Annotated in this window: 10 protein-coding genes; 5 read left to right on the forward strand and 5 right to left on the reverse strand. The window is 69.8% G+C overall.

The genetic code is table 11. The features are described 5' to 3' along the window. Nucleotides 1-579: 579 nt before the first annotated feature. Entirely contained in the window at nucleotides 580-5913 is a 5334-nt protein-coding gene (locus J2850_RS32050; RefSeq protein WP_209980353.1) for a cellulase family glycosylhydrolase, read from the forward strand. A 263-nt stretch (nucleotides 5914-6176) separates the two neighbouring features. Here J2850_RS32050 and J2850_RS07805 read toward each other — a convergent pair whose 3' ends face one another. Beyond that, nucleotides 6177-6953: a metallophosphoesterase family protein gene (locus tag J2850_RS07805; protein ID WP_209980356.1), complete on the reverse strand. Its 777-nt coding sequence runs from the start codon at nucleotides 6951-6953 to the stop codon at nucleotides 6177-6179. A gap of 212 nt (nucleotides 6954-7165) precedes the next feature. Here J2850_RS07805 and J2850_RS07810 point away from each other — a divergent pair, with 212 nt between their 5' ends. After that, nucleotides 7166-8434: an ABC transporter substrate-binding protein gene (locus J2850_RS07810; protein ID WP_209980358.1), complete on the forward strand. Its 1269-nt coding sequence runs from the start codon at nucleotides 7166-7168 to the stop codon at nucleotides 8432-8434. A 43-nt stretch (nucleotides 8435-8477) separates the two neighbouring features. Here the strand turns inward: J2850_RS07810 and J2850_RS07815 are convergent, their stop codons facing one another. Together J2850_RS07815 and J2850_RS07820 are read right to left on the reverse strand one after the other, a co-directional pair. Continuing rightward, nucleotides 8478-9122: a trimeric intracellular cation channel family protein gene (locus J2850_RS07815; protein ID WP_209980360.1), complete on the reverse strand. Its 645-nt coding sequence runs from the start codon at nucleotides 9120-9122 to the stop codon at nucleotides 8478-8480. A gap of 112 nt (nucleotides 9123-9234) precedes the next feature. After that, nucleotides 9235-9795, reverse strand: a complete 561-nt coding sequence (locus tag J2850_RS07820) for a hypothetical protein (protein ID WP_209980362.1) — start codon at nucleotides 9793-9795, stop codon at nucleotides 9235-9237. A 177-nt stretch (nucleotides 9796-9972) separates the two neighbouring features. On the opposite strand from J2850_RS07820, the gene J2850_RS07825 reads away from it, so the two are divergent. Together J2850_RS07825 and cueR are read left to right on the forward strand one after the other, a co-directional pair. Continuing rightward, nucleotides 9973-12417 carry a heavy metal translocating P-type ATPase gene (locus tag J2850_RS07825; protein WP_209980364.1) on the forward strand — a complete coding sequence of 815 codons (2445 nt, stop codon included), beginning with the start codon at nucleotides 9973-9975 and terminating at the stop codon, nucleotides 12415-12417. Then, nucleotides 12414-12812, forward strand: coding sequence for a Cu(I)-responsive transcriptional regulator (gene cueR, locus J2850_RS07830; RefSeq protein ID WP_425514131.1), 399 nt, complete (start codon nucleotides 12414-12416; stop codon nucleotides 12810-12812). Before J2850_RS07825 ends, cueR begins: the two co-directional genes overlap by 4 nt. 60 nt (nucleotides 12813-12872) lie before the next feature. Here the strand turns inward: cueR and J2850_RS07835 are convergent, their stop codons facing one another. Then, entirely contained in the window at nucleotides 12873-13070 is a 198-nt protein-coding gene (locus J2850_RS07835; protein ID WP_209980366.1) for a hypothetical protein, read from the reverse strand. Nucleotides 13071-13073: 3 nt separating this feature from the next. Continuing rightward, nucleotides 13074-13256: a hypothetical protein gene (locus J2850_RS07840; RefSeq protein ID WP_209980368.1), complete on the reverse strand. Its 183-nt coding sequence runs from the start codon at nucleotides 13254-13256 to the stop codon at nucleotides 13074-13076. Nucleotides 13257-13467: 211 nt separating this feature from the next. Here J2850_RS07840 and J2850_RS07845 point away from each other — a divergent pair, with 211 nt between their 5' ends. Further along, a complete protein-coding gene (locus J2850_RS07845) occupies nucleotides 13468-14895 on the forward strand; it encodes an MFS transporter (protein ID WP_209980370.1) in 1428 nt (475 codons plus the stop codon). The last annotated feature ends 30 nt before the right edge of the window (nucleotides 14896-14925 follow it).

Consider the following 14925-nt stretch of genomic DNA (forward strand, 5'->3'; position numbering starts at 1 on the left):
ATCAGAACATTTTTCTTCCCGGTATTTCTTTGGGCAGATACTAACCGCATTTCTACAGCTGAACATAAGATTTACCTCCAATTAGGTGGTGGACGTACAGAGCTTCAGCTCGGCAGTCTCACCCGTCGAACGGGCATTCCTTACTTTTCCAAAACTTGGAATAGGGGACTGATCAAGATGGGAATCTTGGAGGCTGATTTAGATCGCTGCATATCAATGTATGCAATTAATTGCTCACCCCATTGGGCGTCGGGCGCGAGTCATGGCGCGGCCGTCCGGTGCATTGCCGGCCCGTCGGTTCTTCCGACCGGACGCTAGCCACCGGCGGCCCGGAAACGGCAGTCCTGCCGGCCGGCGCCGCCCCCACCCAACACCGTCCGGACCGCACACCGCGAGGTGCCGCAGCCGATCCTGCCCGCAGCGCGGATGGGACCGGCGGCGGCAGCGATGCCCCACGCCCCAAGCCGTCCGTCGCAGGACCCGTCCTTCGCAGGGAAGGGGGCAAGGACGGGTGGCGAGGGTGGCGGCCGGCTTCACCCAGACGAAACCCAGGCCGAACGAGAATCAGGGAGTTCAAGCATGACGCTCGCCACCCCGACCAGCAGCCCGGTCGACAACACCATCGCCAACCGCAACGCCTATCTGTCCACCCAGGGCAACCAGATCGGCTACACCGACGAAACCGGGTGGCACAGCGTCGAGCTGAACAGCATCAACTGGGGCGGCTTCCAGATCTCGGCCTATCTGCCGACCCTGCTCGACCGCGCCGACTACACCGAACATATGGACCGGATGAAGGCGTTCGGTTTCAACACCATCCGCCTGCTGTGGTCGGACGACTGGTTCACCCACAAGGACGAGGTGCCGAACCAGTGGGGGCTGAACACCAACTTCCCCGGCAACGCCGAGCTTGCCGGGCTGACCAGCATCCAGGTGATGGACAAGATCGTCGAGTATGCCGGCTCCATCGGCCTGCGGGTCATCCTCGACCACCATCGCAACGATGCCGGCGGCACCGGCGGCACCAATGAACACGAATACTGGTATTCGACCGAGGATGCCGGCTACCAGGGCAGCTCGGTCTACACCAAGGAGGATGTGACGAGCCATTGGGTCTGGCTGGCGCAGCATTACAACAACAACCCGACCGTGATCGGCGCCGACCTGCACAACGAGCCGTGGGGCAAGCTGCTGTGGGACGAATGGGCGGCCGACGCCAGCGCGCTCGGCAGCGCCGTGCTGCAAGCCAATCCGAACCTGCTGATGTTCGTGGAGGGAACCCAGTTCAAGGACCAGTACGACAACTGGTCGCAGGCCGACTGGTGGGGCGGCAACCTCCAGGGGGCCGCGACCGATCCGGTGACCTTCGCGGTGAACGGCACGCCTGTGACCAACAAGCTGGTCTACGCCCCCCATACCTATGGCCCCGGCGTCAGCCCGCAGAGCTGGTTTGCCCCCGGCGATCCCGCCCAGTTGCCGGCCGACCTGGAGGCGCGGCTCGACGACTATTGGGGCTACCTGTCGAAGCAGGGAACCGCGCCGATGTTCGTCGGCGAATTCGGCGGCTCTCTGAAGACCGCGCAGGAGCGTCTGTGGTTCAGCACGCTGGTCGACTATTTCGAGCGCGACCTTGACCGCGACGGCGTCCGTGCGGCCGGGCAGACGCCGATGAGCTGGTCGTTCTGGGAATGGAGCCCCTATTCCCACGACACCGGCGGCTTCATCGACCCCGAGATCCTGACCCAGAATTCGACCACCCAGGCGGCCGGTTTCGAATACGGCAAATACAACCTGATGAAGCGCGCCATTACCGGCCAGCTCGCCGACGTGATGGGGGGCGACGGCGACGACCAGATCGCCGCCAATTCGCTGTCGCAGGTGATCGACGGACGCGGCGGCAACGACACCATCGACGGCGGCGGCGGCGACGATCTTCTGCGCGGCGGGGCCGGCAACGACCTGCTGCTCGGTGGCGACGGCGAGGACGACCTCCAGGGCGAGGCGGGCAACGACACGCTGGTCGGCGGTGCCGGCGCCGATTTCCTCCAGGGCGGCCTCGGCAACGACAGCCTCCAGGGCGGGGCGGGCAACGACACGCTGGCCGGCGGTGCCGGCGCCGATACGCTCGACGGCGGCGACGGCATCGACGTGGCCGACTACAGCCTCTCGGCGACCGCGATGACGCTCGACCTGTCGACCGGCACGATGTCCGGTCCCGACGGTGCCGGCGACGTGCTGACCAGCATCGAAGGCGTGACCGGCACCTACTACGACGACACGATCATCGGCGGCAGCGGCGACAACGTCATCAACGGCTGGGCCGGGCAGGACACCATCGTCGGCAGCCTTGGCAACGACACCATCGACGGCGGGCTGGCGACGGGCGGCGTGAACACCGACCTGCTCGACTATTCGGGCCTGTCGGGAACGGTGAACGTCGACTTCAACACCCGTTCCGCGGTCAAGAGCGCGGGTGGAACCGACACCTTCTCCGAGGTGGAGTTCATCCGCGGCACCGCCAACAACGACACCATCATCGGCGACGGGTCGTGGAACCGGTTCGAAGGCGGCGGCGGCAACGACCTGCTGAACGGTGGCGGCGGCAACGACACCCTGGTCGGCGGCGGCGGCAACGACACGTTGAGCGGCGGCGAAGGCCAGGACCGCTTCGAATTCGCCGCCTCCGGAAACGGGACCGACCTCATCACCGACGCCGCGGCCGGGGACGAGATCCGCATCCTGGGCACCGCCTTGACCTCGGTGTCGGCCGGCAACGGCGCTGCGCTGGGTCAGAACCAGGTCCAGGTCGAGACCCTCGGCGGCAACACGATCCTTCACATCGGCACCGACGGCACGGCAGGCAGCGACGTCGACATTACCCTGTCGGGCATTTACGCCGCCGCCGGATTCTCCGTGTCTGGCGACACGATCAGGCTGGTGCAGGGCCCCGGTTCGGCCCCCACCCTGGCCATCACGCCGGAAAGCGTTTCCCACGCCGAAGGGCCGGGAGGCACCACCTACACCTTCACGGTGACCCACAGCGGCGGGGCCGCCTCGGTCGACTGGGCGGTGGCCGGGTCCGGCGCCTACCAGGCCTCTGCCGCCGACTTCGCGGGCGGGGTGCTGCCGTCGGGCAGCCTGTCCTTCGCCGACGGCGAAACCAGCAAGACCATCAGCGTGACCGTCGCCGACGATTTCCTGGTCGAACAGAACGAAACCTTCTCGGTCCTGCTGTCCAACCCGACCAACGGCGCGTCGGTGACCACCGCCTCGGCCCAGGGCATCATCCTGAACGACGACACCAGCTTCGCCATCGGCCCGGGACCGCTGTCCCAGGCGGAGGGAAGCGTCGGCACCAGCACCTTCACCTACACGGTGACCCGTGCCGGCAAGGCAGACACCACGCAGACGGTCGATTGGGCGGTCACCCCCTTCGGCAACGCGCCCGTCAACGCCGCGGATTTCGCCGGCGGCACCATGCCCTCGGGGACGGTGACCTTCGCCGCCGGGGAAACCAGCAAGACCATCGCCGTCACCGTCGCCGGCGACACCATGGCCGAAGTCGACGAAGGCTTCGCGGTCACGCTGTCCAACCCCAGCCAGGGTACCATCTCCGCCGGCAGTGTCATCGGGACCATCCTGAACGACGATGCCACCACCACCCTGTCGGTGGCCGCCATCGACCAGGCGCAGGCGGAGGGGGATTCCGGCACCACCGCCTTCACCTTCCGCATCACCCGCAGCGGTGACCTTACCGCGTCGACCACGGTCGGCTGGTCCACGGCCGGCCTCGCCCCGAACGCCGCCGGGGCCGCCGACTTCGCCGGAGGCGTCCTGCCGTCCGGCACCGTGGTCTTCGCCGCCGGGGAAACGGTGAAGGACGTCGTCGTGCTGGTGGCGGGCGACACGGCCATCGAGGCGAACGAGGCCTTCTCGCTGACGATCGCCAGCGCCTCCCCCAACGTCGGCATCCAGACGGACCGGGCGACCGCGACCATCCTGAACGACGATGCACTGCCGGTGCTGAACATCGCGGCGGCCGACGCCGTGAAATCCGAAGCGAATTCCGGCACCACCGCCTTCACCTTCACCGTCACCCGGTCCGGCGACACCACCGGCGCGTCGACCGTCGCCTGGTCCGCCGCCGGGAGCGGCCAGAATCCCGCCGGCGCCGCGGACTTCGCCGGCGGCACCCTGCCGTCGGGCACCGTCGGCTTCGCCGCGGGCGAGACCAGCAAGACGATCACCGTCGCCGTCGCCGGGGACGCCGCGGTCGAACCGGACGAGGGTTTCACGATCACCCTGTCGTCCCCCACCGGCGCCACCATCGGCACGGCCGCGGCGGCCGCCACCATCCTGAACGACGACGCCCCGCCGTCCACCGGCAACGAGACCGTCTATGGCGGCGACGGCGGCGATCTCCACACCACCGGCAGCGGCAACGACTTCATCTATGCCGGCGGCGGCAACGACACGGTGATCGCCGGGGCCGGCGACGACCAAATCTTCGGGCAGGACGGCGACGACAGCCTGGAAGGCGGCAGCGGGGTCGACCAGCTCTTCGGCGGCAACGGCAACGACGTGCTGTGGAGCGGTGCCGGCTACGACTACATGGAGGGCGGCAGCGGCGTCGACCGCTTCATCTCCAAGCCCGGCGACGGCTTCGACTATATCGGCGACTTCAAGGCCGGCAGCGGCGGTGACGTGATCGACCTCACCGCCTGGTCGACGGTCCACAGCCTGTCGGACCTGACGCTGTCGCAAAACGGGACCGACACCAGCTTCGCGCTGGACGGCGCCAACGGGCTGACCCTGGCCGGTGTCACGGCCACGGCACTGGTCGAGGAGAATTTCCTGTTCTCCACCGTCGTGCACAACGGCACCGCCGGCAACGACCAGCTTGTCGGCAGTGCCGCCGGTGACGAGATGTACGGCTATCTCGGACACGACACACTGACCGGCGGCGCCGGCAACGACCAGCTCTACGGCGAGGACGGCAACGACCACCTGTTCGGCGGCAGCGGCAACGACCTGATGCTGGGCGGGAGCGGCGAAGACCAGCTCGACGGCGGCGATGGCAACGACGACATGAGGGGCGGCGACGGCAACGACCTGCTGATCGGCGGGAGCGGCGCCGACCAGCTCGACGGCGGAAACGGCAACGACACCCTGCGCAGCGGCGCCGGCGATGACTTCCTGATCGGCGGGGCCGGGACCGATCGCTTCGTTCTCCGCCCCGGCGACGGCTATGATTATGCCGCCGACTTCCAGGCCGGCTCGGGCGGCGACGTCCTCGACCTCTATGGCTATGCCGGGGCGACCGACTATGCGACCGTGATGGCCAAGGCGGTCCAGTCGGGCGGCGACACCATCATCGACTTCGGAGACGGGACGGGGATCACCCTGGCCGGCGTCCAGAAGGCGGCGCTGACCTCAGCCAATTTCCAGTTCGCCGCAACCACCACGATCGGCGGCGCCGGCGACGACATCATCATCGGCACCGCCGGCAACGACATCTTGTCCGGGCTGGGCGGCAACGACCAACTGTTCGGCCTCGGCGGCGACGACAGCCTGCTGGGCGGAGCCGGCGTCGACGCCTTCTATGGCGGGGACGGCAACGACACCATCTCCAGCGGCGCCGGGTACGATTACATCGAGATGGGCAATGGAGCGGACGTCTTCGAATTCCAGCCCGGCGACCAGTACGATTACATCCAGGACTTCGTTCCGGGATTTGGTGGCGACGTGATCGACCTGCGCGCGTGGAACGACATCCATTCGCTGGCCGATCTGCAGCCCTATATGACGGCCAGCGACCAGAACACCATCATCAGCCTTGGAAACGGTGACGGGATCACGCTGGCCAATCTCCCGCCATCGTCCCTGACTTCCTCGAACTTCATGTTCGCGTAATCCGGACCCGGCGGACGGCGGAGCCATGCCTTGGACATCTTCGAGGTTTGGTTCCCCCGTTTGCCGGCATCGACAGGTGCGGGCTCCGGTGCAACGTCGGCCCGCACCTGAATTCCGCGCATCTTTTCCGAACGCTTGCCCGGTAATGCGCTGACCCGGACGCAGATCCGCTCCAGGACGGTGTCATGCACCGGCATCGGGGGCATGGCGGCGGAGGGGCTGCCGGCTGCTCGATGCCCGACCGAGCGCGGATGCCCCGGGCCTCACACCGTGCAGAGGAAGCGTCGTTCCGTCCCCTCCAGCACCAGGGCGGTCAGCCGGTTGGTGGCGTAGGCGCCGGTGTCGATCCCGATGCGGTTGGGACGCAGCTCCGGCTCGGGCGCGATGGTGTGGCCATGGACGATGATCTTGCCATGGTCGGCACGCGAGGTCAGGAAGGCCTCCCGGATCCACATCCGGTCCTGGTCCCTCTGGCAGTCGAGCGGCACGCCCGGCCTGACGCCGGCATGGACGAAATGGTAGTCGCCGATCGTCAGGTGATGCCGCAGGCCGGTCAGGAAGGCCCGGTGGTGCGGCGGCAGCGCGGCGTTCAGCATCTGCTGGGCCATCTGGAGATGCTCCGGCGGGGCATCCGGCGCCGGGGCGGGGATGCCGTAGCTGTTCAGCGTGGCGTCGCCGCCGTAGGTCAGCCAGCCGGCCGCCTCCCGCAGGTCGCACAGGAAGCCCAGCATCGTGTCCTCGTGGTTGCCGCGCAGGCACACCGTGCCGAAGGCGGGCGGCAGGCCGCAGGACAGGCGCTCGATCACCAGCCGCGAATCCGGTCCGCGGTCGACGTAGTCGCCGAGGAAGACCAGGTATTTCAGCAGGCCCGGCGCCTGGTCGGCATCGCGCTGGATCTGCCCGAGCATCTGGTCGAGCAGGTCGAGCCGGCCATGGATGTCGCCGAGCGCATAGACGCGCATGCCCCGCGGTATCGAGGCCGTTCCAGGCCTGCCGCCCGAGGTGGCTTCCGTCCACAGCTTCCGCGCCAAGCTCAACACGGCATCATTCTCGAGTCCATCGCATCCAGGTCCCAGAGCTGTGTCGGCGTCCTCCCGCCGTCAAGGTCACCCCACCTGCTGCATCGCGAAATCACCTTTGCGGCGGGGAGGGCGAACGAAAACGGATGATTCCGCTTTGACAGGAAGGGCATACGGGTGGACTCTTCCGTCGTCCGAACTGTTTGCGTCCAGCCAAAGGTATCCGTTTCATCATGACCAACGATCATAAGAACCGCCGCGACGGAGGAATCACCCTTAGCCGCCGTGCGCTCGGCCAGGCGGCGATCGCCGGCGGCGTGCTCGCGGGCTTCGGCCGCGCCCCGGCCTTCGCCCAGGGCACCGTGCTGAAGGTCGGCGTCCTGCTGCCGCGCTCCGGCCTGCTGGCCCAGGCAGGCCAGGCCTGCCAGCGCGGCGCGGAGATCGCCCCGGCGGTCCTTTCCGAACTCGGCTACAAGGTGGAGGTCATGTCGGCCGACACCGAATCGAACGCCGACGTCGCGCGGTCGCGCACGGAAAAGCTGATCAACGACGGCGCCAACGTCATCGTCGGTGCCTTCGACAGCGGCCAGACCGCCGCCGCCGCCCAGGTCTGCGAACAGCGCGGCGTGCCGCTGGTGATGAACATCGCCGCCGCCGACAAGCTGACGGAGCAGGGATACAAGACGGTCTTCCGCAACTTCCCGACCTCCACCATGCTGGTGTCGAACGGCATGGCGCTGATGAAGGACCTGTTCGCCGCCACCGGCACGACCCCGAAGACGGCGGTGTTCCTGCACGCCAACGACACCTTCGGCATGGCCAACAAGGCCGCGGTCGACGCGCTGTTCCCCAAGCTGGACATGCCCTTCCAGATCGTGGAGTCGATCTCCTACGACCCGCGGGCGCAGGATCTGGCGGTCGAGGTGGCCAAGGCCAAGGCCAAGGCCACCGGCGCCGAGCTCGCCATCGTCACCACCCGCGCCAACGACGCCATCATGATGGTGCGCGAGATGGTCAAGCAGCGCTGGGAGCCGAAGGCCATCGTCTCCCCCGGTTCGCCCGGCCTCTATGACGAGCAGTTCTACAAGGTGCTCGGCAAATACTCGGACTTCGCCATCACCAACCTGCCCTGGTACGACCCCAAGGCGGCGATGACCAAGCGCGTCGAGGCGGCGTTCAAGAAGCAGTATCCGAACGACCGTTTCGAGGGCTACGCCTTCAACGTCGCCTTCACCTTCGAGGCGATCCTGATCGCCGCCGACGCCTTCAAGCGGGCCGGCACCGCGGAATCCTCGGCCATGCTGGCGGCGCTGCGCCAGACCAACCTGGCCGACAAGCTGATGGTCGGCCCGGCGATCACCTTCGACGAGAAGGGCCAGAACACCAACCTGGTCTCCGCCTGCATCCAGAACCACAAGCAGCGCCCGACCGTGGTGCTGCCGAAGGCCTCGGCCGAAGCCGACCCGGTCTTCCCGATGCCGGGCTGGGGCAAGCGGGCGTAAGCTGCCGCGAGGCTTCCCGTCCCGGGCGCCGGGACGGGAGGCGTCAGCTTCCCGGCGCGCGCGGGGCGCTCCAGCCGCGGAGAACGCTGACGACGCGCAGGGCGAACACCGCCGCCGCGCCGACGACGGCGACCGGGACCGGCGGCAGGCCCAGATGCTGGCCGGCGATCACCACCGCCGCCCCCAGCAGCGACGCCATGGCGTAGATCTCCTCCCGCAGCACCCGGGGCACCTCGGCCACCAGCAGGTCGCGCATCGCGCCGCCGCCGCAGGCGGTCATCACCCCCAGCAGCGCCGCCGGCAGGGGCGTGAGGCCGTAGGCCAGCGCCTTGCTGCAGCCGGCGACCGTGAACAGGCCGAGCCCGGCGGCATCGAGCACCATCACCGGCTTGCCCAGGCGGTTGATCGGCCGGTGGAACAGGAAGGCGGCGAAGCCGGCGGCGAGCGCCGCCAGCAGGTAGCGGTCGTCGCGCAGGCTGGCCGGCGGTGCTGCGCCGATCAGGAGGTCGCGGAACACCCCGCCGGCCAGGGCGGCGGCCAGCGACAGCACCATCACCCCGAACAGGTCGAGGTTCTTGCGCACGGCCAGCGTTCCGCCGCTCAGCCCGAACACGAACACGCCGATCAGGTCCATCGCCAGCAGGAGGTCGGACAGGCTGGTCGGGATCGGCAACGGGATCGGCGGCATGGCGGGGGCGGTGCTCGTGCTGTCAGGGGCTGTTGCTCAAGGGTTGAGCACACACGGGCGCCGGGAACCAAGCGAAACCTTTGCCACACCGTGCCGGGTGCCGCGCCCGGCGCTACACCGTGTCGGGCGCTGACAGCCGGATGCCCATCCGTCGGGCCTCCAGCATGAAGGCGCGCGTCATCTGCAAGAGGTCGGTGCGCCAGTAGAGCTGGGTCAGCGGCTCGTCCAGGAAATCCTCCGGCAGCATGGCGTAGCAGTAGGTCTCGACCACCCGCAGGTCGTGGTCCCAGGGATCGACGCCGTCGCGCCAGCCGATGGTCCAGCCGGCATGGCCGGCGCCGATGGCCCAGCGCTCGAAATGCGGGGCGATGGTCTTGCTGTCGATCGGGTCGGACACCGGGACCTGGTAGATCGCGACGAAGCGCCAGACATTCAGTTGAAGCCGCATCAGCAGCGAATCCCCGAAGGCGCCGATCCGGTAGAGGCAGTCCGGGGAGCCGGGGGCGTGGCTGAAGGTGATGTCCGCCCGCCGCAGGTCCGACAGCGGCCGGTCCGACGGGGCATTGGCAAGCGGCGGCGTCTCGTACTCCACAGCGCGCAGATCCTCGACGATGTCGCGGGTCAGCAGGTGGGAGACGCGGCTTTGCGCCTCGGCAATGGTCAGGCGGGTCACGGGCGGCCCCTCGGCTGTTCAACGGACTGGCCTCAGACGAACGCGCCGGCAGAGCCTTTGTTCAGCACCGCAGTCGCGGGCCGCCGCGGGTTGACGATGCGTCGATCCGCCCCTTGACCTTCCAATCGCTGGAAGCCCCATATCACTCCATGCCGCACTGAGCGAAGGAGAGCCGGCATGACCGCCATCCAGCAGACCCGCACCGCAACGCCCGCCGCGGCGGAGCCGGCCGAACTCGACATCGGTGTTTCGGGGATGACCTGCGCCTCCTGCGTCCGGCGTGTGGAAAAGGCGCTGTCCCGCGTGCCCGGCGTTGCCGCCGTGTCGGTCAATCTTGCGACCGAGCGCGCACGGCTGAGCTTCACCGGCCGTCCGGACGCCAGGGCGGCGGCCGAGGCGGTCGAGGCGGCCGGTTATGGGGTGGAGCGGCAGGAGGTCGACCTGTCGGTGACCGGCATGACCTGCGCCTCCTGTGCCGGCCGGGTCGAGAAGGCGTTGTCCCGCGTGCCCGGCGTCGACTCGGCGGCGGTCAACCTGGCGACGGAGCGGGTGCATGTCGTCGCCTTCGCCGGCAGCGCCGCGCCGGCCGACCTGATCGCCGCGGTGGAGAAGGCCGGCTATGGCGCCACCCTGGTGGACGAGGGCGGCGGCGATGCGGACGCCGCGCGGGCGGACCGCGACCGGCGCGAACTGCGTCACGTGCTGATCGCCGCGGCCCTGTCGGCGCCGCTGCTGGCCGGCATGGTCGGCGACCTGTTCGGGGCCGACTGGATGCTGCCGGGCTGGGTTCAGATGGTCCTTGCCGGCGTCGTCCAGTTCTGGTTGGGCGCGCGTTTCTACCGCGCCGGCTGGAACGCGCTGCGCGCCGGGGCCGGCAACATGGACCTGCTGGTGGCGCTCGGCACCTCCGCCGCCTGGGGGCTCAGCCTCTACCTGCTGCTGACCGCGGCGCACGGGCATGAGCCGCACCTGTATTTCGAGGCGTCGGCGGTCCTGATCACCTTCGTGCTGCTCGGCAAATGGCTGGAGGCGCGGGCCAAGGGCCGGACGGCCGCGGCGATCCGCGCCCTGATGGACCTGCGCCCGGCCACCGCCCGGCTGCGCCGCGACGGGGTCGAGACCGAGGTGCCGGTGGAGCGGGTCCGCGTCGGCGACCATGTGGTGGTCCGCCCGGGCGAGCGGGTGCCGGTCGACGGCCGGGTGGTCGAAGGCGGCGGCGGGGTCGACGAATCCATGCTGACCGGCGAGAGCCTGCCGGTCGACAAGGAGCCGGGCGCCCGCGTCACCGGCGGTTCGATCAACGGCGACGGCCTGCTGGTGGTGGAAACCACCGCGGTCGGCACCGAAACCATGCTGGCGCAGATCGTCCGCATGGTGGAGGGCGCCCAGGCGTCGAAGGCGCCGATCCAGCGGCTGGTCGACCGGGTCAGCGCCGTCTTCGTCCCGGCGGTGCTGGCGGTCGCGGCGCTGACGCTGGCCGGCTGGTGGATCGCCGGTGCCGGCCTGGAAACCGCGATCGTCACCGCCGTCTCGGTGCTCGTCATCGCCTGCCCCTGCGCGCTGGGCCTGGCGACGCCGACCGCGATCATGGTCGGCACCGGGGCCGCCGCCCGGCACGGCATCCTGATCAAGGACGCCGAGGCGCTGGAGCGCGCCCACGCGCTGACCGCCGTCGCCTTCGACAAGACCGGGACCCTGACGGAGGGCAAGCCGCGGGTGACCGACCTGATCCCGGCGGCGGGCGTCGACGGGGCGACGCTGCTGCGGCTGGCCGCGGCGCTCCAGTCCGGCAGCGAGCATCCGCTGGCCCATGCCCTGCGCCGCCGCGCCGGGGAGGAGGGCATCGCGGCCGGGCGCGCCGGCGATTTCCGTGCGCTGGCCGGACGCGGCGTCGGCGGCACGGTCGACGGGCAGCGGCTGCAACTCGGCAATGCCCGCGCGGTGGAGGAGGCTGGGCTCGACCCGGGCGCACTGGCGGAACCCGCCGCCGCGCTGGCCGGCTCGGGACGCACGCTGTCCTGGCTGGTCGAGACCGGCGAGGCGCCGCGCCTGCTCGGCCTCGTCGCGTTCGGCGACACGGTGAAGGACGGTGCGGCGGCGGCGGTCGCCTCGCTGAAGGCGCAGGGGGTGGAACCGGTGATGGTGACCGGCGACGGTTGGGGCGCCGCCCGCGGGGTGGCCGGCGCGCTGGGGATCGAGCGCGTCTTCGCCGAGGTGCTGCCCGGCGAGAAGGCCGCGGTGGTCGCGACGCTGAAGGGGGAGGGCAGGACGGTCGGCATGGTCGGCGACGGCATCAACGACGCCCCGGCGCTGGCCGCCGCCGATGTCGGCATCGCCATGGCCACCGGCACCGACGTCGCCATGCACAGCGCCGGCGTCACCCTGATGCGCGGCGATCCGCGCTTGGTGGCCGGGGCCATCGACGTGTCGCGGCGTACCTACGCCAAGATCCGCCAGGGTCTGTTCTGGGCCTTCGCCTACAATGTGGTCGGCATCCCGCTGGCCGCCTCGGGCAACCTCAGCCCGGTGCTGGCCGGGGCGGCGATGGCGCTCAGCTCCGTCAGCGTGGTGGTGAACGCGCTGTCCCTGCGCGGCTGGACGCCGCCGGAGGGACGGCGATGAAGGCGGGAATGACGATCGGCGAGGCCGCCAGGGCCTCCGGGGTGAATGCGAAGCTGATCCGCTATTACGAGTCGATCGGCCTGATCCCGGAGGCCGGGCGCACGGCATCGGGCTATCGCGTCTACAGCCCGACCGACGTGAACGTGCTGCGGTTCGTCAAGCGGGCGCGGACGCTGGGGTTCGGGATCGAGCGCATCCAGAAGCTGGTCGGCCTGTGGCAGGACCGCTCGCGCTGCAGTTCCGAGGTCAAGCGGATCGCCACGCAGCACATCGACGAACTGGATGCCAAGATCGCCGAGCTTCAGGCGATGCGCGATACCCTGCATGAACTGGCCGAGGCCTGCCATGGCGACGAGCGGCCGGAATGCCCGATCCTGAAGGACCTCGAATCCTGAGGGGCCGGGAGGCCTGACGGCGCCCTCCGCCGGGGCCGGCGGAAGGCGCCACGTCCGGCGTCACCGTTTGGTCTTCGGGTCGTGGGTGTGGTGGAGGTCCCGCTCGCCGCCGCCGCCGGACGAGCCGGACTGGCGGGTGTTGGTGGGTTCACCCGGATGCGGATGCTTCTCCGGTGCCGGTTCGGGCTTGTCGGCATTCTGCTGGCTGCTGCCGGGGCCGCCGTGATGGCGGTCGGTCGCCTCGTGTCGCTTGCTCATGCGTCACCGATCCTGCTGGTAGCCTTGATGGGTGGTGTTCTGGTGGGTGTTGCCGGGCTGGCCCTGTTCCTTGGTGTGGGGGGCGCCGCGGCTGCCGCCCTGGTCCGTCGGGGAGCTCGCCGGCGGCTCGCCGGGGCCCTTGTCGCTGCGGCCTTCCGGCGGAACGGGCGGGATGTGCTTGGTCATGGTGGCGCTCCTCTTTTCTGATGGGTCGCGCCTTTTCCAACAGGAGGGGCGAGCGGGCGGTTCCCTGCCGTGCCCGCCCGTTTGGAGCCCACCCGGCTGGAGCCAGCCCGGTTGGAAACCAAGCCCGGCGCTCGGCTTTCGCAACGCTTGCATGCGAAAATGCTGCGCGGGCGAAGCGACCGCCTGCCTCTATTCTCTCCGCATGCCCGATATGTCAGCCCCGACCTCCGCTTCGCCCGCCACCTCGCCCCCAGGCAGCGCGGCCCGCCAGCCCGCGGCGGCTGTTCCGGTACAGGATGGCCTGCCGCTGCCGCAGCGCTATTGGGCGATGGCCGCGATGACGGTGGCGCTGATCATGGCGGTGCTGGACGGGGTGGTCGCCAACATCGCCCTGCCGACCATCCAGCGCGAATTCGCCGTCGACGCCGCCAGCGCCATCTGGGTGGTCAACGCCTACCAGATGGCGGTCACCGTGGCGCTGTTCCCGCTGGCCTCGCTCGGCGACATCGTCGGCTACCGCCGGGTCTATGGCGTCGGGCTGGCGGTCTTCACCGTCGCCTCGCTGGGCTGTGCGCTCGCGCCGAACCTGCCGGTGCTGACCATCGCCCGCGTCCTGCAGGGCCTCGGCGGCGCCGGCATCATGAGCGTGAACCTCGCCCTGGTGCGGCACATCTATCCCTCCACGCATCTCGGCCGCGGGGTCGGCTACAACGCGATGATCGTCGCGGTGTCGTCGGCCGCCGGTCCCAGCCTGGCGGCGCTGATCCTGTCCGCCGCCTCCTGGCCCTGGCTGTTCGCGGTGAACGTGCCGCTCGGCCTTGCGGCGCTGGCGGTGGCCTCGAAGGCGATGCCGGTCTCCAATCCGGCGGGCCACCGCTTCGACTGGCTGAGCGCGGCGCTGAACGCCGGCACGCTCGGCCTGCTGATCGTCGGCTTCAAGGGGATCGACGGCAGCCAGCCCGCCTGGCAGGTGGCGGCGGAACTGGCGGGCGCGCTGGCGCTGGGCGTGACGCTGGTGCGCCGGGAGCTGTCGCAGACCACGCCGCTGCTCCCGGTGGACCTGCTCCGCCGTCCGGTCTTCGCCCTGACGGTGGTGACTTCGGTCTGCTCCTTCGCGGCGCAGAACATCGCCTTCGTGTCGCTGCCCTTCTTCTTCGAGGACGTACTGGGCCGCTCGCAGGCGGAATCGGGCCTGCTGATGACGCCGTGGCCGCTGATGGTGGCGCTGGTCGCGCCGATCACCGGGCGGCTGGCCGACCGCTACGATGCCAGCCGGCTGGCCTCCGTCGGCCTCGGCCTGTTCGCCTGCGGCCTCGCCCTGATGGCGTTGCTGCCGCATGACCCGACGGTGGCCGACGCGGCGTGGCGGATGGCGCTGGCGGGCTTCGGCTTCGGCCTGTTCCAGACCCCCAACAACAAGGTGCTGGTCAGCAGCGCACCCAAGGAGCGGAGCGGCGGGGCCAGCGGCATCCAGTCCACCGGCCGGCTGCTTGGCCAGACCCTGGGTGCGGCAGCGGTCGGGCTGACCTTCACCGCGCTGGGCAAGGCCGACGGCACGGTGGCGGTGCTGTGGCTGGCCGCCGGCCTGTGCCTCGTCGCCTGCGTGGTCGGCGCGCTGCGCGGCCGGCCGGCCCACTGACGGGCGTGACGCCGGCCGCGGCGGTTACCT

It is taken from the genome of Azospirillum picis, from assembly GCF_017876115.1.
GTDB lineage: Bacteria > Pseudomonadota > Alphaproteobacteria > Azospirillales > Azospirillaceae > Azospirillum > Azospirillum picis.